This window comes from Actinoplanes sp. SE50/110 (genome assembly GCF_900119315.1).
Lineage (GTDB): Bacteria > Actinomycetota > Actinomycetes > Mycobacteriales > Micromonosporaceae > Actinoplanes.
The window spans coordinates 3047944-3069628 of sequence record NZ_LT827010.1; the positions used below are offsets into that span (position 1 = coordinate 3047944).

15 protein-coding genes are annotated in these 21685 nt (G+C 73.6%); 6 read left to right on the forward strand and 9 right to left on the reverse strand.

What is annotated here, in order from left to right; all coding sequences use genetic code 11:
- Positions 1-336: 336 nt before the first annotated feature.
- Both ACSP50_RS44790 and ACSP50_RS13515 read right to left on the reverse strand, forming a co-directional pair.
- On the reverse strand, positions 337-5799 hold the full coding sequence (locus tag ACSP50_RS44790; RefSeq protein ID WP_014689846.1) for an MMPL family transporter: 5463 nt from the start codon (positions 5797-5799) through the stop codon (positions 337-339).
- A gap of 66 nt (positions 5800-5865) precedes the next feature.
- Positions 5866-6666: a hypothetical protein gene (locus ACSP50_RS13515; RefSeq protein WP_231956926.1), complete on the reverse strand. Its 801-nt coding sequence runs from the start codon at positions 6664-6666 to the stop codon at positions 5866-5868.
- Between the two features lie 211 nt (positions 6667-6877).
- On the opposite strand from ACSP50_RS13515, the gene ACSP50_RS13520 reads away from it, so the two are divergent.
- The gene (locus ACSP50_RS13520; RefSeq protein WP_014689844.1) at positions 6878-7444 is read left to right on the forward strand and encodes an FKBP-type peptidyl-prolyl cis-trans isomerase; all 567 of its coding nucleotides are present in this window, start codon (positions 6878-6880) and stop codon (positions 7442-7444) included.
- A gap of 11 nt (positions 7445-7455) precedes the next feature.
- Here the strand turns inward: ACSP50_RS13520 and yaaA are convergent, their stop codons facing one another.
- On the reverse strand, positions 7456-8265 hold the full coding sequence (gene yaaA / locus ACSP50_RS13525) for a peroxide stress protein YaaA (protein WP_014689843.1): 810 nt from the start codon (positions 8263-8265) through the stop codon (positions 7456-7458).
- A 103-nt stretch (positions 8266-8368) separates the two neighbouring features.
- Between yaaA and ACSP50_RS13530 the strand changes: the two genes are divergently transcribed.
- The gene (locus tag ACSP50_RS13530; RefSeq protein ID WP_014689842.1) at positions 8369-8839 is read left to right on the forward strand and encodes a hypothetical protein; all 471 of its coding nucleotides are present in this window, start codon (positions 8369-8371) and stop codon (positions 8837-8839) included.
- A 6-nt stretch (positions 8840-8845) separates the two neighbouring features.
- Positions 8846-9067, forward strand: a complete 222-nt coding sequence (locus ACSP50_RS13535) for a helix-turn-helix transcriptional regulator (RefSeq protein ID WP_014689841.1) — start codon at positions 8846-8848, stop codon at positions 9065-9067.
- Positions 9068-9071: 4 nt separating this feature from the next.
- Here ACSP50_RS13535 and ACSP50_RS13540 read toward each other — a convergent pair whose 3' ends face one another.
- Complete coding sequence (locus ACSP50_RS13540) at positions 9072-9647, reverse strand: TetR/AcrR family transcriptional regulator (RefSeq protein WP_014689840.1); 576 nt, start codon at positions 9645-9647, stop codon at positions 9072-9074.
- Positions 9648-9705: 58 nt separating this feature from the next.
- Between ACSP50_RS13540 and ACSP50_RS13545 the strand changes: the two genes are divergently transcribed.
- Complete coding sequence (locus tag ACSP50_RS13545; RefSeq protein ID WP_014689839.1) at positions 9706-10503, forward strand: bifunctional 2-polyprenyl-6-hydroxyphenol methylase/3-demethylubiquinol 3-O-methyltransferase UbiG; 798 nt, start codon at positions 9706-9708, stop codon at positions 10501-10503.
- Here ACSP50_RS13545 and ACSP50_RS13550 read toward each other — a convergent pair.
- The gene (locus tag ACSP50_RS13550) at positions 10481-12100 is read right to left on the reverse strand and encodes a copper resistance CopC/CopD family protein (protein ID WP_014689838.1); all 1620 of its coding nucleotides are present in this window, start codon (positions 12098-12100) and stop codon (positions 10481-10483) included. The genes ACSP50_RS13545 and ACSP50_RS13550 overlap by 23 nt on opposite strands.
- Before the next feature lie 104 nt (positions 12101-12204).
- Here ACSP50_RS13550 and pgm point away from each other — a divergent pair, with 104 nt between their 5' ends.
- Complete coding sequence (pgm, locus tag ACSP50_RS13555; protein ID WP_014689837.1) at positions 12205-13824, forward strand: phosphoglucomutase (alpha-D-glucose-1,6-bisphosphate-dependent); 1620 nt, start codon at positions 12205-12207, stop codon at positions 13822-13824.
- Between the two features lie 45 nt (positions 13825-13869).
- Positions 13870-16170 (forward strand): bifunctional diguanylate cyclase/phosphodiesterase, encoded by a 2301-nt coding sequence (locus ACSP50_RS13560; protein WP_014689836.1) that lies wholly within the window; start codon positions 13870-13872, stop codon positions 16168-16170.
- A 311-nt stretch (positions 16171-16481) separates the two neighbouring features.
- Here the strand turns inward: ACSP50_RS13560 and ACSP50_RS43375 are convergent, their stop codons facing one another.
- The 4 genes from ACSP50_RS43375 to ACSP50_RS13580 all read right to left on the reverse strand — a co-directional run bounded on the left by ACSP50_RS43375 (position 16482) and on the right by ACSP50_RS13580 (position 21625).
- On the reverse strand, positions 16482-17690 hold the full coding sequence (locus tag ACSP50_RS43375; RefSeq protein ID WP_014689835.1) for a hypothetical protein: 1209 nt from the start codon (positions 17688-17690) through the stop codon (positions 16482-16484).
- Between the two features lie 77 nt (positions 17691-17767).
- A complete protein-coding gene (locus ACSP50_RS13570) occupies positions 17768-18766 on the reverse strand; it encodes a glutamate ABC transporter substrate-binding protein (protein ID WP_197688135.1) in 999 nt (332 codons plus the stop codon).
- Positions 18767-18858: 92 nt separating this feature from the next.
- Positions 18859-20100 carry a hypothetical protein gene (locus ACSP50_RS13575; RefSeq protein WP_052311573.1) on the reverse strand — a complete coding sequence of 414 codons (1242 nt, stop codon included), beginning with the start codon at positions 20098-20100 and terminating at the stop codon, positions 18859-18861.
- A 76-nt stretch (positions 20101-20176) separates the two neighbouring features.
- The gene (locus ACSP50_RS13580; RefSeq protein WP_014689832.1) at positions 20177-21625 is read right to left on the reverse strand and encodes a PP2C family protein-serine/threonine phosphatase; all 1449 of its coding nucleotides are present in this window, start codon (positions 21623-21625) and stop codon (positions 20177-20179) included.
- Positions 21626-21685 lie beyond the last annotated feature (60 nt).

Sequence of the window (21685 nt, forward strand, 5' to 3'; positions counted from 1 at the left end):
GGCCGCCACCCGCTTCCCGGAAGGGGTCCCGGTCACCACACCTCTCGCGGCCCGCTGACCCTCCCGGTTCGCTGACTGCCGCTGTACGACCGGTGGTCCCGGCCCGCCAGCCCCTCCGGACCGTTGCTTCTCCCGATCCGCTGATTGCGGTCGTACGGTCGTCGGCCGGCCCGGTCGCGCTGATCGCCGGGCGGGGCCGCCTCGTGATCCGGTCCGTGCCTCGGTGGGGTGGCCGGCGGGGGCTGTCGGCCGGGGTGGGTGCCCCGGGGCCGGGAGGTTGGATCGGCGGAGAGCTGCCCGCCCGACGGTTGCGGGCGGGCACCTCGGTGAGGTCGATCAGGATGCGGACGGGTCCGGATCGTTGTCGCGGTCCGGCGCCGCCGGGCTCTCGGGGGCGGGTTGCTGCGGTCCGCTGCCGGGTCGGCGGGGGCGGTCGGGGTAGTGGTCGGCGAGCGAAGCCGGGCGCCGGGCCGGAGCGGGCGGCTTCTGGCCGGTCGCCTTCCCGGGGCGCGGGCCGGCCGAGCCGATCGGTCGGTTCTCGCCAGCCGCCAGGTCCTCCAGGCTCTGCGGCCGGGGCCCGGCCGAACTGACCGGCCGGTTCTGCCCGGCGGTCAGGTCGCCCAGGCTGCGCGGGCGCGGTCCGGCGGAGCTGACCGGCCGAACCTCGCCGGCGGTCACATCGCCAAGACTCTGCGGACGCGGCTGGGCCGGGTCCCCATGCAGCCATTCGTCGAGCGTCTGCGGCCGCCGCATCGGCACGGAGCTGACCGGCGCCGCACTCACCGGGGCCACATCACCGACCGCCGCGGGCCGCTTCTGCGACTCGTCCACCGGCGACACGCGGGGCGTCACCTCGACCGGCGTGGTAGCCGGCCGACTCCCATGCAGCCACTCGTCCAACGTCTGCGGTCGCCGCCGCCCGACCCCGGGCGCGTTGACGGTCGCCTCGGCCGCCGATCCGGAACCCGGGCCATCGCTGTCCGCCCCAGCCCCGGCAGCAGCCTGACCTCCCGCCCCGACCCCAGCGTCGGCCGGGGTCACCGCCGCGGATCCGGCGTCGACCTCGGATCCCACCGTAGATCCGGGGTCCATCTCGGTTTCCACCGCAGGTCCGGCGCCGGACGCGTCCGCAGATCCGGCATCCCCGTCAAACCCGGCACCACCGTCGACAGCACCACCGTCGACAGCACCACCGTCAACGGCGGCACCGACGTCAACCGGGGCACGGACTTCGATCCTGGACTCGGCGTCGGCCTCGGGCTTCGGCGAGGTCGGCGACTCAGCGCTGACGTCGTCCTCTACCGAGGATCCCGTCTCGTTGCCGATTTCCGCCGCGTCATCGGTGTCTGCTTCGACCGAGGGGCTGGCGTCGTTGCTGGCTTCGGCCACGTCACCGGTGGCCGTTTCGTCCGCCGATCCGGGATTGGCGTCGACGTCGCCTATGGGCACGGCGTCCGGCGTGGCTTCGGCCGGGCCGTCTGGGGGGTCGGTGTTGGGTTCTGTCCGGCCTTCAGGCTCGCTGCCCGCTTCGACAGCGGATTCGGTCTGGGGCTCGGCGGCCTTGGCGACGTCCTCCGAAACGGGATTCGCGCGGCGGGGAGCGTTGGGAAGGTCCCCCAGGGTCGCTGGACGGGCCGGCTTCGCCACCGGGAAGTCCAGGGCGCCGGGCTGCTCCGGGGAAGTCGGCGTTATCGGGAATTCCCTGGTCTCGGTAAGCCAGTTGAAGTCCGAACCCGTCTCGGTCGACTCATTCCCGCCGCTGACGATGCCGGCGATCCTGGGATCCGACATCCAGGTGAACGCGTCCGCGACCTCCGCCGGGATGGCGGTGACCGGTGCCATCTCGGCGACGTCCGCCGCCGGGGCTGTCGTGTCGGCGTCGGTTTCCGGCGCGATGATCGGCGCGACCGCAGGCACCTCCGCGGCAGAAGTCGCTGCCGCAGCGGTGGGCTCCGGCCCGGTGACCACTTTCCCGGTGTCTGACATCAGGTCCGAGCTGATGATCTTGCCGGCCGGCTCCGGCGTTTCGGATCCCTGTTCTCGCGGTTCAGGCGCCATCCCCTGCGGTGCGGGAGCCTGGTGCGAGGCCTCGGCGGCGGGCGTTTCCGCGGAACCGGAGGCGGCCGTCCGGGCGTCCGCGGCCAGAGTGGCCTCGACCTGGGCCCACAGCGACGAGCTGTCGAGCGGGTCAGCCGGCTCCGCCAGCCCGGTCGACTCCGAGAATGCGGCGTCCGAGGATCCAGGCCTCGACGACGCTGGGCCCGAGAGATCTGCTCCCGGGAATGTGGCGTCCCCGGCCCGGGCGTCCGAGGATGCGGCTTCCGACGACGTCGGGTTCGAGAGTGCTGCGTCCGTGGATGCGGAGTCCGCGGATACGGGATCCGCGGATACGGGATCCGCGGATACGGGGTCCGGGGCTGGGATGCCTTCGGACGGCCCTGACGGGTGATCGGCTGGTTGGGTGGAGTCGGATTCGGGGGCGACCGGGGTGGGAGTGGTCGTGGAGCGGGAGCGCAGCAGATGGGGGGAGAGGATCGGCATCACCTGGGTGACGTCGAAGGCTCCGCTTCCGGCCAATTCCCGGGAAGCCGCGTCGGCGGGCCTGGATTTCGTCCAAGCGCTGAAGCCTGTGGTCCCGGCCCGACTGTCGGTCGAATTCGAAGGGGAGAACGAGGTGGAGGTCGCATCCGGAGCTGAAGCGGCCGCCGGAGGGGGAGTGGATGCTGCCTCGTGCTTCGCGGTGGCCGTCAGGCCGCGGCTGTCCGGGGCATCCGAGAGGGCATCGCGAGCCGACGGGTCGGCGAGGGCACCAGTTTCGAGGTCGGAAACCGCCGAACCATCGAACGCCGCCGCAACATCGGAACCGGCGCCGGCCTCGGAACCGGCGCCGGCGTCAGAAGCGGCGCCGGCGTCACGAGCGGCTCCGGCATCAAATGCAATGTCGGCGTTGGAAGCGGCGTCGGTGTCGGGCACAGCGTCGACGTGGGAAGCGGCGCCGGTGTCGGCGTGGAAAGCGGCGCCGGTGTCGGCGTGGGAAGCGGTGTCGGTGCCGGCGTCGTCGGCGTCAACGAGGTCACCCGAATCGGCCATGCCGCCGCTGTCGGAGATGTCGCCCGAGTCGGTGAGGTCGCTGGCAGGAGCGGTTTCGCCGGCCGCGGGATCCCAGACCAGGATCGACGTTTCGTCCGGTGCGACCACCAACGATTCGTCGCCGTCAGCGGTCAGGCCGCTCGCCTCGGTGTCAGTGACGGCAACGGAGCCCGTCGCGTCGTCGCGGGCCGCGGGCAGCGTCGCTGTCTCGCCGTCGGTGACAGCTGGGAAGACCGCTGTATCGGCGGTGCGGTTGGCGGCCGGGCCGGTTGACTCTGCGTCGGCGGCGCCGGGGTCGGTTCCGTCGCCGGGCGCGGCGTGGGGGTCGGTCTCGGCGTCGTGGATCGCGGGCGGCGTCGTTGTCTCGTCGGCTTCGGGGTCTGCGTCGGCGTCGATGTCGGCTTCGGGGCCCGCGTCGGCTTCGTTGTCGCCGCGGACGGCGGGCAGAACCGCTGTGTCGTCGCTGATGGTGGGAAGGGTGGTTGTTTCGTCGTTGTCCCGGACGCGGGGGATGACGGCGGTCTCCGCGTCGCGTCCCGCGCCCAGGTGTGCCGCCACCGCCGTGTAGTCCAACACTTCGGTTCGGGGTTCCGCCACGGCCGGCAGCGGGTCGTGCTCCGCCAGGCCCGCCCTCTCCTGCAGGCGGCGCAGGGGTCCCGGTGCCCACCAGGCGGCGTTGCCGAGCAGGGCGAGGACGGCCGGGACGAGGAGCATGCGCACGACGGTGGCGTCCAGGATCAGAGCGGTGATCATGCCGACGCCGACGAAGCGCATGGTGGTGATGCTGGAGAGGGCGAAGGCGCCGGTGACCACGATCAGCAGCAGGGCGGCGGCGGTGATGACGCGGCCGGTGCGGCTGAGGCCGATGGTGACGGCTTCGGCGGTGCTGGCGCCCCTGGTGCGGGCCTCGACCATCCGGGAGAGCAGGAACACCTCGTAGTCGGTGGACAGGCCGAAGACGACGGCGGCCATCAGCACGACGATGCCGGCTTCCAGCGGGGCCGGGGTGACGCCGAGCAGGCCGGCGCCGTGGCCCTGCTGGAAGAGCCAGACGAGCAGGCCGAAGGTGGCGGACAGGCTGAGGCCGCTCATCACGACGGCTTTGATCGGCAGCAGGACGGAGCCGAAGGCCAGGAACATCAGCAGCAGGGTGGCGCCGGTGAGCAGGCCGATCATCAGGGGGAGGCGGTTGCCGATGGCGGCGAGGCTGTCGACGTTGCGGGCGGTCACGCCACCGACCAGGACGGTGGTGCCGGGCGGGGGTTGCAGGGCGCGGATGTCGTCGACGACCCGGCGGGCGGGGGCGCTGAACGAGTCGGTGCTCTGCAGGGCGGCGTTGTAGACGGTGAGGTCTTTGCCGGCGCCGGCCGGACCGACCGAGGCGACGCCGGGGATCTTCGCCAGCTGCGCGGCGAAGGGCTTGGCCGCGGCTGCCGGCCCGCGCACGACGACCTGCACCCCGTCGCCGCTGAACTGGGGGTACGACGTTTTCAGCGTCTCGATCGCCACCCGGGCCGGGTCGCCGGCCGGAAGGACCCGTTCGTCGTTCTCCCCGAAGCGGACGCCTCCGATCGGCAGCGCGAGCACGATCAGCCCGGCCAGGATGGGGATGGCGACGAGCACCGGCCGGCGTAGCACGAAGCGGGCGAGCCGCCCCCAGCCGTCGCCGGTGCGCTGTGCGCCGGGCAGCCGGACCGGGAGTTTGTCGACGCGCGGGCCGAGGATGGCGAGGATCGCCGGGAGCAGGGTGAGGGACAGCAGCATCGCCAGGAACACCGCGGCCAGCCCGCCGTAGGCGAGGGATTTCAGGAAGCCCTGCGGGAACAGCAACAGCCCGGCCAGGGCGGTCATCAGCAGGGTGGCGGAGAACACCACGGTGCGTCCGGCGGTGCCGACGGTGCGGCGGACCGCTTCGGCCGGGTCGTGGCCGGCGGCCTGTTCCTCCCGGAACCGGCCGACCATGAACAGCCCGTAGTCGATCGCCATGCCGAGGCCGAGGAGGCTGGCCACGTTGACCGCGAACGAGTTGACGTCGTGGCCGTGGGAGATCGCGTTGAGCACGCCCAGCGAGCCGAGGACCGCGCAGCCGCCGACGATCACCGGCAGGGTCGCGGCGACCAGCGAGCCGAAGATGAACAGCAGCAGGATCAGCACGATCGGCATCGAGATCAGTTCGGCTTTGCCGAGGTCGTCGGTGGACCGCTGGTTGGAGGTGTGGGCGAGCGGGACGGCGCCGGCGAGTCGCACGGTGGCGCCGCTGACCGCGAAGTCGTCGGCGATCCCCGCGAACGCCTCGGTCTTGGCGGCGTCGTCGGCGCCGGCCAGGCTGATCACCGCGACCGCGCTGGACCGGTCCTTCGCGGCGTAGGCCGCGCTCTTGCGGTCCCAGTACGACGAGGTCGCGGTGACCGTGTTGCTGGGCAGCCCGGCAAGTCGTTCCCGGATCCGCCCGGTCAGCCCGGCGTCGTCGATGCCGATGCCCCGGGCCGGGGTGTAGATGGCGATGACGTCGCCGCCCGGCCCGCCGGCCTCGTCGGCGACCACCTCGGCGGCGCGCGCCGACTCGCTGGCCGGGTCGGCGTAGCCCCCCTCGGTGAGCTGCCCGAAAACGCCCATCCCCCAGATGCCGGCACCGAGCACCGCCACCAGGGTGGCGAGCAGTACCGGCCAACGGAGGCGGGCGACCCGCGATCCCCAGCCCGCGAACACCCTGTTCCCCTTTCCCGGTGGCGGGCGCACCACGCACCGGTTCGTACGGAAATATCGTGACTTCTGCTAGTGCAGTGTGGCGGCCTCGAGCGCGACCCCGCCGCAGTCCGGGTCGAACGTCTTCCCGGTGATCCACTCGACGGAGATCTTGCCAGGCCCGGTGGAGCGGTAGTTGATCGTGTATCGGGTGGTGGCCAGCGTCGCGGCCTTGCGGGTCAGCGCGGAGGTGTAGGTCTCGCCGCCGGTGGTGAGCTTGAGTCTGAGCGTGCCGGTCGCCCCGGCCACGCCCAGGTAGAGGCGCAGGGTGCGCTGATCCGGGGTGGCCGGCGCGGAGAGGGTGAACCCGTTGCCGGTGCCGCAGGTGCGCACGCCGCTGGTGGCGCCGGCGTTCTTCGGCGCCGGGGTGCCGCCGCTCCAGACGTAGCGTTGCGGGCTCAGCGTGTGCCGCCGGCGCGGCGCGTCCGGGGTGCCCTCCAGGATCGCGAATCCGCCGGAGGAGCTGCGTTCCAGCGAGTACGTGCCGTCCTCGCCCCAGTGCACCCAGTCGATCGTGCCCTCGGCGCTCAGGTCGACGGTGTCCGGGATCGATCCCTCCTCGACGCTGATCGCGTTGACCGGCGGTGCGCTCTCGGTGATCGACGGGCTGGGCAGCGGGATCGGCACCTGTTCCACGGTCGGCTCGACGACCGCGCCGGTCACCGGATCGGCCGCCGGATGGTCACCGTGGCTCAGTTTCGCCACCACGCCGACCGCGACCACGAGGAGCACCCCGATCAGGATCACCACGGCCGGGCCGAGGTGATCCCGCCAGCGCGGGCTGCCCGGCTTGAGCAGCACATCCGGCACCTGGAGGCGACGACGGCGCAACAGTTCTCCAAAAAACGGCGGGCGGCGGCGGGTGAAACGATCTCATCTTCCCGGCGCGGGGTGAAGGGCGGGCCCGGGTACGGCCCGTACGGTTGATCATCGCCATCGGTGGTTCGGCGGAGGTTCTTCGCGGCTTTCCTCACGATCCCGAGTACCGTGTCCGAAGTCTCCGTTTTTGCTCGCCACCGCTGATCACCGAGGAGCTTCCAGGATGAGTGACCGGACCACCCCGTCGGACAAGCGCCGCGGCCAGGCGATCGCGGGCGGCGTCGCGGGCGCGCTCGTCTTCGTGGTGCTCGTGGTGGTGTTCTTCGTGGTGCGGGGCGGCCACGACAAGCAGCCGGCCGCGACCAGCGCCGCCGTGCAGCAGGACAGTGCCGCAGCGGTCGCGCCCCCACCGGCGGAGGCGTCCCCGGCCGCCGGCCTTCCCCCGGAGCTGTCCCACGAGCCCGACGTGCAGCCGGGCACCGGCGGCCCGCTCACCGAGCTGGTCGCCCTCCCGCTGATCGTCGGCACGGGCCCGGTGGTCGCCGCCGGCCAGACGATCACCGTCAACTACAAGCTGATCCCCTACAAGGGCGGCGCGGTGATGGACTCGTCCTGGAGCCGGCACGAGCCCTTCACCACGGTGATCGGCGCCGGCCAGGTCATCAAGGGCTGGGACCAGGGCATCCCCGGCCAGCACGTCGGCAGCCGCATCCAGCTGGACGTCCCCGCCGCGCTCGCCTACAAGGACCAGGACCTCCGCTTCGTGGTGGACATCCTCGCCGCGCACTAGGGGCCCGGGGTCTAGAGCTCGGCGACGACGATGTCGAGCTGGCGGGGCCGGCCGGGCGGCGCCGGGCGTTCCTCGACGGTGAACTTCAGGTCGCGCATCGCCGTGATCAGCTCGTCCAGGCTGGACGGGGCGACCGGCTCGGTGGCCAGGGCGCGCACCAGCCGGCCCTTGGTCGCCTTGTTGAAGTGGCTGACCACCGACCGCTTCGCCACCCCGCCGACCACCCGCTCGTGCAGTACCCGCAGGGCCGCCACCCGGCTCGCGGTCGCCGCGGGCGGCGACCACATCGCCGCGTACGCACCGGATCGCAGATCGAGGACCGGTCCGCCGGCGGCCACCGGGTCGAGGGCCCTGCTCAACTGCTTCTTCCAGTACGCGGTCAGCCCGCCGACCGGGGCGGGCAGACTGACCCCGACCGAGCAGCGGTACGCCGGGATGCGGTCGCCGAGCCGGACCACCCCCCACAGCCCGGAGAAGACCACGGCCGTCTCGTACAGCCTTGCCCGGGCGGCGTCGTCGAGCGTGGCGGGGGCGAGGGCCTCGTACAGCACGCCGGTGTAGATCTCGGCGGCGGGACCGGCCGGCGCCTCCGGCAGGGCCGCGTTGCGGGCGATCTCGCTCCTCTGCCCCTCGCTGAGCCCGAGAACGGTCAGCGAGTCGGCGATCGAGCGGGCGCTGCCGCGTCGGCACATCGCCACCAGTCTGGTCATCACCCGGCGGCGGGCCGCGCCGAGCGCGGGCAGCCACAGGGTGTCCGGGTCGACCGGGGAACCGGTGGTGGCGGGAGTCTTGCCCTCGGACGGCGGCAGCAGAATGAGCACCCGGCGAGAGTAACCGTCAGCCGGATGTCAAAAAAGTTTGACTTCGGCGGGGCGCCCGGCCTACCGTGGCGATGTCAAAGATTTTTGACTCCGGGGAGGCGTCATGGACATGGCCGACGACGAGCCGCTCTACACCACCCGGGAGGAGCGGCAGGTCTGGTCCCAACTCGCCTGCATGGTCGTGTCCGCGGCGGCCTACACCGCCTGGGTCCTGCCCGAGGTGGCCCGCCACCCGGTCGCCGGGATCCACTGGGTGGTCCCGCTGTTCTGGGCCACCCTGGCCGGCCTGGTCTGCACCGTGGTGGTCGCCGTCGTGCTGGAGATCGTGGTGGTCGTCCGTCGCGGCGCGGAGGCGAAGAGCGCGGTCACCGTCGACGTCCGGGACCGGGAGATCGGCCGCCGCGGCGTGCGGCTGGCCACCCCGGTGATGGGCACCGGGCTCGCGGCCGTCCTGGTCCTGGCCGCCCGCGGCGCCGACGACTTCTGGATCGGCAACGTGGCGTTCCTGACCGGCCTGGTGGCCGCGGTCGCCGAGAGCATTCTCAAGATCCGCCTCTACCGGCGCGGGTTCTGACCGCCGATGGCGCCGAAAGCCACCCGGGTCACCAACCGGATCCGTGCCCTGCGCGCCGCGGCGGGCGGGATGACGCAGGCCGGCCTGGCCGAGCGGCTGGGGGTCACCCGGCAGACGGTGATCGCCATCGAGCAGGGGCGCTACTCGCCGTCGCTGGAGCTGGCCTTCCAGATCGCCCGCATCTTCGAGCAGCCGCTGGACACCGTCTTCCAGTACGACGAGGGGTGAGCGCTCAGCCCAGCACCGCGGTGACCATGCGGTGCACGGCGGCCTCGTCGGGGGCGGTGCCGGTACGGTCGGCGAAGAGCAGGTGGCCGGTCCCGATCAGCATCGCCGCGAGGCTGTCCACCTCGGTGCCGGCCGGCAGCCGGCCCAGGTCGCGTTCGGCGGCCAGGTAGGCGGCGATCATCTCGGCCGCCTCGGTGAGCACCGGCACGCCGGCCGGCCAGGCTCGGCGCAACCGGGCGCGCAGCCCGTCGCGGAAGGTGATCAGCGCGACGACGGCGACCGCGACCGACTCGAACACCCCGATCAGTGCGGTGGTCAGGTTCCCGGCGACCGTGCCGGTGCCGGCCGCGGCGCGCAGCGTGACCGCCTCCGGCGCGAGTCGCTCGACCCGGTCGAGCACGTAGTCGGCCAGGAACGCGTCGAAGTCCTCGAAGTGCCGGTGCAGCACGCCCTTGGCGCAGCCCGCCTCGGTGGTCACCGCGCGGCTGGTCAGGGCACTGGGCCCGGCGCGGAGCAGGATCCGGTCGGCGGCCGCGAACAGCTGGCGGCGGACGTCACGGAGGGCTACCCCTGTCGGCACCGATGATCCTCTCCCGCTGAGCCTGGCCCCTCAACCTACCCGGTCCTATAGTGGGCACATGCCCACTCAGGATCTGCGCCAGGCCGCCGAGTCGTTCGGCATCGACGCCGCACGATACGACCGGACCCGCCCGCCCTACCCGGCCGAGCTGCTGGACCGCATCCTGGCGGCCACGCCCGGCCGCGCGGTGCTCAATGCCGGCTGTGGCACCGGGATCGAGGCCCGCCAGCTGCGCGAGCGCGGCTGCACCGTGCTGGGCGTCGAGCCCGACCGGCGGATGGCCGATGTCGCCCGGGCCAGCGGCATTCCGGTCGAGGTCGCCCGGCTGGAGGAGTGGCAGCCCGCCGGCCGCAGTTTCGACCTGGTGGTGGCCGGGACCGCGTGGCACTGGATCGACCCGGTGGCCGGCGCCGCCAAGGCCGCTCAGGTGCTGCGGCCGGGTGGCCGGCTGGCCCCGTTCTGGCACACGTTCCGGCTGCCGGACGAGCTGACCGCCGCGTCCGCCGAGGTGTTCGCCCGGCTGGCGCCGGACTCGCCGATCCGGCTGCCCCGGCAGGCGCCCGCCACGCCGGTGGAGGGTTACCGGCCGATCCTCACCGCGGCCGCCGACGGCATCCGGGCGGCCGGCGGCTTCACCGAGCCGGAGCAGTGGCAGGTGGACTGGGAGAAGGCCTACACCCGGGACGAGTGGCTCGACCAGCTGCCCACCTCGGGCGCCTTCACCCGGCTGCCGGGCGATCAGCTGGCCGCGGTCTGCGACGCGGTCGGCGCGGCGATCGACCGGCTGGGCGGCGGTTTCGTGATGGCCTACACCTCGGTGGCGGTCACCGCGGTCAGGACTTCGCCGGCACGGTGACCGTGGTCTTCACGGTGGCCCGGTTCAGGTCGTCGACCCGGATGGTGAAGGCGATCTCGTACGTGCCGGGCAGCGGGAACGACACCGACCCCAGCGCGTGGTGCGGCGGCTCCAGCCCGAGCAGCGGCTCCTTCACCGCTTCCAGGCCCTGACCCATCAACTGTGTGCTGATCTGCCACTCGGCCGGCGGCAGCGGCTTGCCCTCCGGGGTGTACAGGAACGCGTGCACGGTGTTGTACTCGCCCAACTCCACCGGATAGATGTTGAACTGCAGTGTGTACAGCGGGCAGGTCAGCGTCTGCGACACCCCGACACCGGTCACCGCACCCGCCTCGGCCCCGGCCGTACGCCCCGGGTTGACCTGCACCAGCACCGCGCTCAACGCCAGGATCACCGCGGTCGCGGCGACCTCGATCCCGACCGTGCGGCGCAGCCCGCGCCCCTCGGGGGAGCGGCCCACCAGCCGGCGGGCGACCGCGGCCGCCGCCAGGACCAGCACCAGCACGCCCAGCTTGACCAGCAGCACCTGCCCGTACCCGGTGTGCAGCAGCGCGTCCACCGCGCCGACCTGCACCACCGCCTGGACCGCACCGGCGATCGCCAGCCACAGCACGGACAGCATCGCCCAGCGGGACCAGACCGGCAGCAGCACGCCCAGGATCCGGCGGTCGGTGCCGCGCAGCAGGAAGGCGAGCAGGGTGACCAGCCCGCCGATCCAGATCGCCATGGCGGCCAGGTGCACCACGCCGACGGTGACCGTGACGACCGGCAGCGGGGCGGCGACCGCGTGCCCGGTCAGCGGCCAGGTGGCCAGCCCGGCCGCGCCGAGCAGCAGGGTTGCCGCCACCCGCGGGCGGCCGGCCGGGCCGGCCCGCAGCAGGGGCTGCACCAGCGGATACAGGGCGGCCAGCAGGGCCAGGCGGGCGATCAGGGTGAGGCCGAACCGGCTGCCGGCGACCTCGGCCAGCTCGCCGGCGGACACCTGCCACAGGGCGGCGCCGCTGCCCTGCTGGGCCTGGGTGCCGAGGGCCCCGAGGGTGGCGAGGGCGATCAGGGCGAAGCCGGCGCGGACCGTGCGGATCGGCCCGGTGCGCGACCGGCGGCGGGGCCACAGCAGGGCGAGCAGGAGCGCCGGGCCGATGGTGAGCGTGATGCCCGCGTACCCCAGCAATCGGAACGCGGGCACAGCGAACCGCACGCTGGGATGGATGCCGGTGCTGGCCGCGGCCTGCGGACGCGCCGAAGGCGCACCGACCGAGAAGGTGATCGCGCCACCGACCGGATGGCTGTCCGCGGAGATCACCCGGTAGCTGATCAGGTACGTCCCGAGCGGGTGCCGAGCCGCGCGGACCGGGATGTGCAGCACCGCGCCGCGCGCCGTGGCCAGCCCGGAGATCCGCTCGCCGTCCGGCGCCACCACCTGGATGTGCCCGCTGACCGGGGTGATCGTCTCGCTGAAGGTGACCGTCACCTCGGCCGGGGAGGCGGCCACCACGCTGCCCGGCGCCGGGCTCGACCCCACCGTCGCGGCGTGCGCGGAAGCCGCCCGCGGCGTCGCGAGCAGCGCTCCCACCAGAACGAGGAGCAGCACGAGCACGCGCGGAGGTTTCCCGGTCACGCAGGATAGTTCGGATCGTGGTGCGGAAAGGTTCAAGACGGCCGCGGCTGGATACCATCTCCAGGGATTCCAAGGAGGCCAAGATGTCCGTCCACGCCCGCGCCGGCCGCCCCGCGGAAGCGTCCGATCTGATCGACGTTCCGAAGGTCGTCTCCCGGTACTACACCGAGCATCCGGACCCGGCCGAGGTGGTGCAGCGCGTCGCGTTCGGGACCTCCGGGCACCGCGGGTCGAGCCTGCGGACCGCGTTCAACGAGGACCACATCGCCGCGACCAGCCAGGCGATCGTCGAGTACCGGCGGGCGCAGGGGGTCGACGGCCCGCTGTTCATGGGCCGCGACACGCACGCGCTGAGCGAGCCGGCGCAGATCACCGCACTGTCGGTGTTCGCCGCGAACGACGTGACGGTCCTGATCGACAGCCGGGACGGTTACACGCCGACGCCGGCGGTCAGCCACGCGATCCTGACCTACAACAGGAAGAATCGGGCCAAGGCCGACGGCGTCGTGGTGACCCCGTCGCACAACCCGCCGGACGACGGCGGGTTCAAGTACAACCCGCCGAACGGCGGCCCGGCCGACACCGACGCCACCAGGTGGATCCAGGATCGGGCGAACGAGCTGATCGCCGACGGCCTCAAGGACGTCCGCCGGGCGCACGGCAGGGGCGACACCTACGACTTCCTCGGCTCGTACGTCGACGACCTGCCCGCGGTGATCGACATCGACGCGATCCGGAACGCCGGCGTCCGGATCGGCGCCGACCCGCTCGGCGGCGCGAGCGTCGCGTACTGGGGCGAGATCGCCGACCGGCACCGCCTCGACCTGACCGTGGTCAACCCCACGGTCGATCCGCGCTTCGCCTTCATGACCCTGGACTGGGACGGCAAGATCCGGATGGACTGCTCGTCGCCGTACGCGATGGCCTCGCTGATCGAGCAGAAGGACCGCTTCCAGATCGCCACCGGCAACGACGCCGACGCCGACCGGCACGGCATCGTCACCCCGGACGGCGGGCTGATGAACCCGAACCACTACCTCGCAGTCGCGATCGACTACCTGTTCCGCTCCCGCGACGGATGGCCGGGCGGCGCCGGGATCGGCAAGACGCTGGTCTCCTCCTCGATGATCGACCGGGTCGCGGCCGACCTGGGCCGCACCCTGGTCGAGGTGCCGGTCGGCTTCAAGTGGTTCGTGCCCGGCCTGCTCGACGGCTCGATCGGCTTCGGCGGCGAGGAGAGCGCCGGCGCCTCGTTCCTGCGCCGTGACGGCGGGGCGTGGAGCACCGACAAGGACGGCATCCTGCTCGACCTGCTCGCCTCGGAGATCATCGCGGTGACGCAGAAGACGCCCAGCGAGCACTACCGGGCACTGACCGCCCGGTTCGGGGAGCCGGCGTACGCCCGGATCGACGCCCCGGCCACCCGGGAGGAGAAGGCGGTCCTGGGCAAGCTCTCCCCGGAGCAGGTGACCGCGAAACAGCTCGCCGGGGAGCCGATCACCGCGGTGCTGACCAGCGCGCCCGGCAACGACGCGGCGATCGGCGGCCTCAAGGTGGTCACCGGCTCCGGCTGGTTCGCCGCCCGTCCGTCCGGCACCGAGGACGTCTACAAGATCTACGCCGAGTCGTTCCACGGCCCGGAGCACCTGGCCCGGATCCAGGAGGAGGCGCGCGCGGTGGTGTCCGCCGCACTCCGGGGCTGACGAACCACTCAGATCCGGCCACCGGCGGCCGACTGGTAAGCCATCATGAGTACCCGGGGAACGGCAGCTGAACAGCGACGACGCGGCGGGCTGGCGCCCGCCGCGGTGGCTCTGACGGCATCCGTCGCGGTGGTGCTCTGGCTGGCGCTCGGCGCCGGCAACCTGTACGCCGGATTCACCGGCGGCCCGATCGCGATGGCCGCCGCGGCCTTCGCCTGCCAGCGGATCGCCGCGACGGTGCGCCTGCCGCCGCCGGTCCGGTCGTTCTGGCGGCAGCTGCAGTACGCGGCCTTCTGCCTTCTCGCCGCCTCGGTCGTCACGCTGTTCCGGTCGAACAACGACACCGGTCTGTCGCCGTACGTCGGTCTACCGATGCTGGTCGGCATCCTCATCCTGATGACCGCGTTCCTGCGCCTGCCGTTCGGCACGCGCACCGCGACCGGCCTGGTCCGCGCCCTGCTCGACGGTGCCACCGTGGCCGTGGCCAGCGGACTGATCTTCTGGTACGTGGTCCTCGACCTCGCCCCGGCCGGCACCTCCCTGGTCGCCCGGATCGTCGCGGCGGTGATCGGCGTCTGCGGCGTCCTGCTGCTCGTGGTGATCGGCAAGGCCGCCGCCGCGCCGTCCAGCCCGGTCGACCCGGCGTCGCTGCGGGTCCTCACCGTCGCCCCGGTGGTCGCGGTCACCGGAACCATCCTGCTGATCGCCGGCTCCGACCGGGGCCGGCTGATCCTGTCGGTGCTGGCCGTCCCGTCGGTCGCGGTCGCCATGGCGGTCGCCGCGTATCTGCAGCGCCGGGCGCGGCGGACGACGACCGCGACCGCCGGCCGCTCCCTGCTCAGCCTGCTGCCGTTCCTCGCGGTGACCGCCACCGCCGCGCTGGTGATCAGCGTCAGTGCCCAGCAGATGTCCAGCCGGCAGCGCACCGTGATCATCGGCGCCGTGCTGATCGCCGGTTTCGTGGTCGCCCGCCAGCTGCTCAGCCTGCGGGAGAACACCATCGCGATGCGCGGCATCCGCCGCCAGCAGGCCGAACTGGAACGCCTGGCGCTCAGCGACACGCTGACCGGCCTGCCGAACCGCACCCGGTTCGCGGTGGCGCTCGGCGACCTGATCGGCGAGCACCGACCGGCCAGCGCCCTGCTGATCGACGTCGACGACTTCAAGATGATCAACGACACGCTCGGCCCGGCCGCCGGCGACCAGCTGCTCTTCCAGGTCGCCGAACGGCTGCGCCGGCACTGCCTGCCCGGCGAGCTGCCGGCCCGGCTCGGGGGCGACGAGTTCGCCGTGCTGCTACCGGTCGACGACCCGGCCGAGGCGGAGGCCGCCGCGGCCCGCCTGCTGGCCGGCATCACCGAACCCTTCAAGGTCGGCGACCAGCAGCTGCTGCTGCACGCCAGCGTCGGCATCGCGATCGCGGCGACCGGCGAGACCGCCGACGAGGTGCAGCGCAACGCGGACATCGCGATGTACGCCGCCAAGGAGGCCGGCAAGGCGTCCTGGGTCCGCTTCGAGCCGCGGATGCGCCACGACATGGTGCACCACGCCCGGCTCGCCAGCGAACTGCACAACGGCATCATCCGCGGTGAGCTGCGGCTGGTCTACCAGCCCGTCTTCGACCTGGTCACCGGCCGGGTCGCGGGCGCCGAGGCGCTGGTCCGCTGGCAGCACCCGACCCGCGGCTTCGTCTCCCCGGCGGACTTCATCCCGGTCGCCGAACGCTCCGGCCTGATCGTCCCGCTCGGCGCCTGGGTGCTGCGCGAGGCCTGCGCCCAGCTCGCCCGCTGGCGCGCGCAGTACGGCGACGACGCCATCGAGTCGATCAACGTGAACGTCGCGGTCCGGCAGCTGCGCGAGACCGGCTTCGTGGACGAGGTGGCGGCCGTGCTCAGCGAGGCCGGCCTGACCTCGCGCAACCTGATCCTGGAGGTCACCGAGTCGTCGGTGGTCGACGGCTGGCAGGTGCGCGAGACGCTGCAGGCGCTGCACGAGATGGGGGTGATGCTGGCCCTCGACGACTTCGGCACCGGCCAGTCGTCGCTCAGCCTGCTGCGCGCCTTCCCGGTCGACGTCCTCAAACTGGACAAGTCGTTCGTCGACGGCATCGCGGACGGTGCCGACCGGGGTCGCCTCGCGGTGGCCGCGGCGGTGGCCCAGCTCGCGGAATATCTGCAGCTCAAGGCGGTGGCGGAGGGGATCGAGAGCGCGGAGCAGCGGGACCGGCTGCGGGACATGGGGTACCGCTACGGGCAGGGTTACCACATGGCCAAACCACTTCCGGCCGAGGAGTGCGGCGCCCTGATGTCCGCGGCGCCCGTTCCGGCCGCCGTCCGGTCCGCTTGATTGCCGGCGTACGCGGACAGCACCCCCGCCGCGCACAGTACTCCGGCCGGGGCCGTCAGCCCCGCCGCGCAACGCACCCCGGCCGGGGTCGGTAGCCCCGTCGCGCCCGGCAGCGACCCTGCGCACAGCACTCCGGCCGGGGCCGGTGGCCCCGCCGGGCACCGCACCCCCGCCCACAGCCGGTCGCCCCGCCGCGGCCGGCCCCCCCGTCGCGTCTCCGCCGAGGTGCGTCACCGCGGCCGGCCCCCGTCGCGTCGCGCCGGTGTGCGTCACCGCGGCCGGCTCGCCCACCCGGTGCCGTCGAGGGGCGGTCAGCCGGTGACGGTGAGCGTGGCGAGGCCGGCGACCGCGAGCAGGTCGACGCCGGTGCTGCCGGACCAGTCGGCGGTGGTGAACGAGCGGCCCGGCGCGATGCCCCGGTGCGTCGCGCCGCCGAGCGTGATCTGCCCGGCGCCGGACTGGACGCGGACCCGGACCGGGGTGGCCCGGGAGAGGACCACCCGGAACTGGTCGACGCCGCCGGACATCCGGACCGGCAGCAGGCCGTGCGGGGCGGGCAGCGTCAGGTCGATCCGGCTGGCACCGCCACCGAGGTCCAGCGCCGCGAGGTCGGCCCCGGTCAGATCGAGGCTGGTCTGCGCGGTCCCGCCGTCCAGGCGCAGCGTCCAGCGGACCGCCGAGCTGAGCTGGACGGTGACCGCCGCCGACCCGCCGCTGCCGTCCGACCGCAGCCGCAGCCGCACCGTGCCGTCGGACCGTTCGACGGCCGGGGTGAGCCCGCTGCCCGCCGCGGTGCCGACCCGGAACAGGTCGGCGCCCAGATCGGCGGCGCTCACCCGGACCAGCGTGGCGCTGTCCAGGATCTCGAAGGACGCCGCGGCCAGCCCGTCCCGCGGACCGGCCACCTCGCGCGGCCCGGTGCCGCCGGTCGCCTCGGTCGCCGGCCCGGCCGCCATCCCCGTCGGCGCCGTCGCCTCGGAGACCGTCGCGCGGGTCCCCGAGGCATCGTGCCGGACCAGCAGGAACGCGCCGATCAGCCCGGCCAGGGCGACGAACGCGCCGATCGCCAGCAGCATCGGCCGGCGCTGCCGCAGCGCGCTCGGCAGCGGTTCCGGGTCGGGCGGCGCGCTCCAGCCGGGCAGCGGATAGGCCGAGGTGAACGCGGGATCGTCGAACGGATCGGTGGCCGGCGGATAGGGCGCCCCGGAGACCGGGATGAACCCGTGCGGGTCGGTGTCGTCCTCGGCGAAGTCGTCCGGCCCCGGCAGCGGCCACTCACCGGTCGGCTCCGGATCCCCGGCGGCGCTGGTGGCGGCATCCTCGGCGGCACCGGTGGCGGCATCTGCGGCGGCACCGGTGGCGGCATCTGCGGCGGCGCTGGTGGCGGCATCTGCGGCGGCACCGGTGGCCGGATCGTCGGCGGCGCCGATGGGTAGGGGAGAGGCCAGGGACCGGTCGGTCAGCAGTGGGACGCAATGATCGGGTTCGGTCGGGGGATGGTCAGCCGGATCCATGCTCATCGGTCCTCCTGGCGCCGTGGTCCTCCACCGTGACTACGGACCGGCGGCCTCCGCAGATCGACCGGACGGCAAACGCCTCAGTCCCGGTACACCGCGGCCGGTGGTGCCGGGGGCGGGCCGAGCGGGGTCAGCCAGCGCTGATAGCTGCGGGTCCAGGAGCCGTCCGCCCGCATCCGCGCCAGCACCGCGTTGACGAAGCGGACCAGGTCGGGCTCGTCCTTCGGGATGCCGATCCCGGACGGCTCGTCCGAGCTGAACCGCCCGGTGACCTCGGTGGTCGGGTCCTGCGCGGCCAGGCCGGCCAGCAGCACGTCGATCGTGGACACCGCGTCGACCTGCCCCTGCTGCAGCATCACCAGGCAGTCCAGGGTGCTGTCGGTGGCCACCGGAATCGGCTTCGACGGCTGCTCGGCGATGGTCCGGATGCTGGTGCTGCCCCGGGTGGCGCAGACCTTGCGGCCGGCCAGGTCGCTGAACTCGCGGATGCCCGAGCCGCGGCGCACCAGCAGACGCTGGTGCGAGGTCAGATACTCGGTGGAGAACGACACCTGCTGCCAGCGCTCGCAGGTCATCGACATGGTGCGGACGACCAGGTCGACCTTCTTCTGCTGCAGCACCGGGATCCGGTCGGCCGTGGTGATCGCCTGGAACTGCACCGCGTCGTCCCGGCCGAAGATCGCCCGCCCCACCGCCCGGGCGATGTCGATCTCGAAACCGGCCAGGTCGCCGGTCTTCGGGTCGCGGAAACTGAACAGGTAGGCGTTCTGGTCGATCCCGACGATCAGCCGGCCGCGGGCGGCGATCGCGGCCATCGGGCTCCCGGCCGGCATCCGGCCCGCCGTCGGGAGCGGGCCGTCCGGGCGCAGGCTGGCCCGTGGCACGCAGTCCGGGACCGGGCCGGCGCTCGGCACCGGGGCCGGGTCCTGCACGTTCTCCGGCAGCGGCACGACGGCCCGTGCCCCGGCCGGATCGTCGGGTGCCGGTTCGGCGCCGCACCCGGCCGGCGCGGCGACCAGGGTCAGCACGACCAGCGGTGTCAGCAGCCGCCTCAGCCGTGCCCCGATCCGGGGACGCAAGCTCGTCGGTGCACCGGTCCGTGGCCGCAAGCTCGTCGGTGCACCGGTCCGTGGCCGCGAGCTGGTCGGTGCTCCGATCCGGGGGCGCAGGCTCATCGGTACTCTCCGATCCGGGGGCGGAAGCCGAGCATGACCGCGGCGACCAGGCCCGCGGTGAGCAGCAGGATCGCGATCTGCAGGCCGGTCAGCGCCCGGCCGCCGTGCCCGGCCTGCCGGTCGACCCGCTGGTTGGCGGTGGCCAGGGCCCGGGCCACCGCGGTGTCCAGGTCGGTGACGACGGCGGTCAGGCCGTCCGGGCCGGCCGCCGTCGCCTGCCCCACCGCGCCCAGGTAGTCGCCGCTGTCGTCGAGCCGGCGCAGCCCGTCGTGCAGGGTGTGCCAGCGGGCCGCGTGCGACCGGGCGGTCAGGATCATCGCCCGGTCGGCCTCCGGTGCCTGCGCCGCGGCAGTGGTGAGCAGGTCGGTCAGCCGGTCGGCGACCGTGCGGTAGTCGGTCTCGAAGGCCGCGCCGCCGCCGCGCGCGACCAGGGTCAGCGACTCGTCGGCGCGCGCCTGCAACTCCGCCCGGCGCGCGTCGGCGAGCACACTGACCAGGCGGGAGCCGTCCCGGCGGCCGGCCTCGACCCGGTTCGCCGCGACCCCCAGCGCGGCCGCGGACCAGGCCAGCGCGATCACCGCGGCCAGGCTGGCGGCGAGCAGCCCGATGTTGAACACCCGGTTGGTGCGGCGGGCGACCAGCGTCTGGGCGCCGGTCAGGCCGGCCACGGTGAGCAGGCCGAGCACCAGGATCTGCCAGGACGACCCGGCCGCACCGCGCTGCGCGTCGGCGAGCCGGGCCTGCGCCGCGGCGAACAGCCCCTGCGCCTGCGGCAGCAGCGTCTCGCGCATCAGCGCCGACGCCTCCCGCAGGTAGGCCCCGCCCAGCGGGATGCCCATCCGGTTGTCCGCCCGGGCGGTTTCGACCAGCCCGGCGTAGACCGGCAGCCGATCGGTGAGCACCGCGATCCGGGCCGCGTCGGCGTCCCCGGCGTCGCGGGCCGCGGTGGTCAGCGCCGCGCCCGCCCGGGACAGGTCGTCGAGGTAGCGTTGCCGCAGCGCGGCGGGTTCGGCCCCGCCGGTCAGGAAGGCGGTCGCCGCGGTCGCGTCGGCATCGGACAGCGCGCGGTAGAGCTCCTGCGCGCCGACGCTCAACGGCCCGCTCACCCCGGTGATGTCCCGGGTCAGCGCGGCACGGTGGTGCACGGTGGCCAGGGCGGTCCCGCCGAGCGCGATGCCGAGCAGGATCAGCGCCGCGGCGGTCAGTCGGTAGAGGTCCGGTGTGGCCAGTCGTCGCAAACCGGGCAAGGTACGCTCCCGAGGGTCGCCGGTGACTGCCGCTGACAGTACGGCGTCGGGGCAACGCGCATCGCCATCAATTCCGGCCGAGCAGGTGGTGGCGCAGATCCCGGGTGCCGCCGGTGGACGGGCGGGCGGCCAGGATGCAGGTGTCGTCGTCCGGGTTCGCCCGGCGCAGCCGGCCGACCAGTTCGGCCAGCGGCTGCAGCGGGGCGGCGCGGACCGCGTCGTCGACCGTGTGGATCACCGCGTTCAGTCCGGTGTCCAGGCTCTGCCCGCGGTGCTCGACCAGCCCGTCGGTGTAGAGCAGGAGCACGTCGCCCGGGCGGAAATCGATCACTGTCGAGGCATACCGGGCGTCCTCCAGCACTCCGAGCATCGGGCCGGCCGGGCGATGCAGCGCCTCGGTGCGCCCGCCCCGGCACAGCAGCGGCGGCGGATGCCCGGCCTGCGCCCAGGTCAGCCGGAACCGGTGCGGATCGAACCGGGCGATCACCGCGGTCGCCGCCAGCTCCGGGGTCTCCGACTCCAGCTCGCAGGTGAGCCGGTTCAGGTGGCCGAGCAGGGTGGCCGGGTCGCTGTCGACCACGGTCAGCGCGCGCAGCGCGTGCCGTAACTGGGCCATGTTGCTGGCCGCCTGGGTGCCGTGCCCGGCCACGTCGCCGACCGCCAGCAGCACCGAGCCGTCGCGCAGGGCGGCCGCGTGGAACCAGTCGCCGCCGACCATGGTCTCCTGCCCGGCCGGCAGATAGCGCACCGCAGCCTTGAGACCGGGCAGCTCGATCGGCTCGTCCGGGATCGGCAGGATGATCTCCTGCAGACGCAGGGCCAGGTCGTGCTCGGCGTCCGCGGCCCGGCGCTGCTCGTCCAGCTTGCGTTCCACCTCGGCCAGCCGCTGTGCGCTGACCGGCTGCTCGGTGACGTCCTGCACGATGCCGAACAGTCGGATCGGACGGCCGTCCGGGTCGCGGACGGTGTCGACGACCGTACGCAGGCGTCTGATCCGGCCGTTGATCGTGACTCGTTTGACCAGTTCGACACGGTCCCGGCTCTGCGTGGCGGCCAGCGCCGCGTCGCGCAGCGAGAGGCCGTCGGACACCCCGGCCAGCCGGCCCTCGGCGCGGCTCAGCGGGCCGAGCGCCGGATCGCGCTGATAGATCCGGTACAGCTGGGGCGACCAGTAGACCTCGCCGGTGACCAGGTCCCACTCGCCCCAGCCGAGCCCGGCCAGCTCCTCGACCCCGGCCAGCCGGTCGGTGACCAGATCGGCCCCGGTGAACGGCGACAGCGGCGCGTCCACGTGGTCGAGCAGCCGGATCATCCGGCCGGCCACCACCGCCGGGTCGGCGCCCTGCTCGGCGGCGATCCGCAGCAGGTGCCGGTACGCGTCGGCGATCCGGCACCGGGCCCGCCCGGCGAGCAGGCCGACCGCCCGCTCGACCACGGCGTCCGCCCGGACCCGCCGCTCGCTCAGCGCCTGCGCGACCGCCCGACCAACCACCTGTACGACCTCCCCGCCCCGCATCCGGGTTCCTTGTTACGCCTGCGGGCGGGGCCCACACATCCCCCGATCATTCTCCGCCGG

Bases quoted from the DNA above. Each gene is read 5' to 3' on its own strand.
- ACSP50_RS13520 (WP_014689844.1), top strand. From the start codon at position 6,878: ATGAGTGACCGGACCACCCCGTCGGACAAGCGCCGCGGCCAGGCGATC.
- ACSP50_RS13530 (WP_014689842.1), top strand. From the start codon at position 8,369: ATGGACATGGCCGACGACGAGCCGCTCTACACCACCCGGGAGGAGCGG.
- ACSP50_RS13535 (WP_014689841.1), top strand. From the start codon at position 8,846: ATGGCGCCGAAAGCCACCCGGGTCACCAACCGGATCCGTGCCCTGCGC.
- ACSP50_RS13545 (WP_014689839.1), top strand. From the start codon at position 9,706: ATGCCCACTCAGGATCTGCGCCAGGCCGCCGAGTCGTTCGGCATCGAC.
- pgm (WP_014689837.1), top strand. From the start codon at position 12,205: ATGTCCGTCCACGCCCGCGCCGGCCGCCCCGCGGAAGCGTCCGATCTG.
- ACSP50_RS13560 (WP_014689836.1), top strand. From the start codon at position 13,870: ATGAGTACCCGGGGAACGGCAGCTGAACAGCGACGACGCGGCGGGCTG.
- ACSP50_RS43375 (WP_014689835.1), bottom strand. From the start codon at position 17,690: ATGAGCATGGATCCGGCTGACCATCCCCCGACCGAACCCGATCATTGC.
- ACSP50_RS13580 (WP_014689832.1), bottom strand. From the start codon at position 21,625: ATGCGGGGCGGGGAGGTCGTACAGGTGGTTGGTCGGGCGGTCGCGCAG.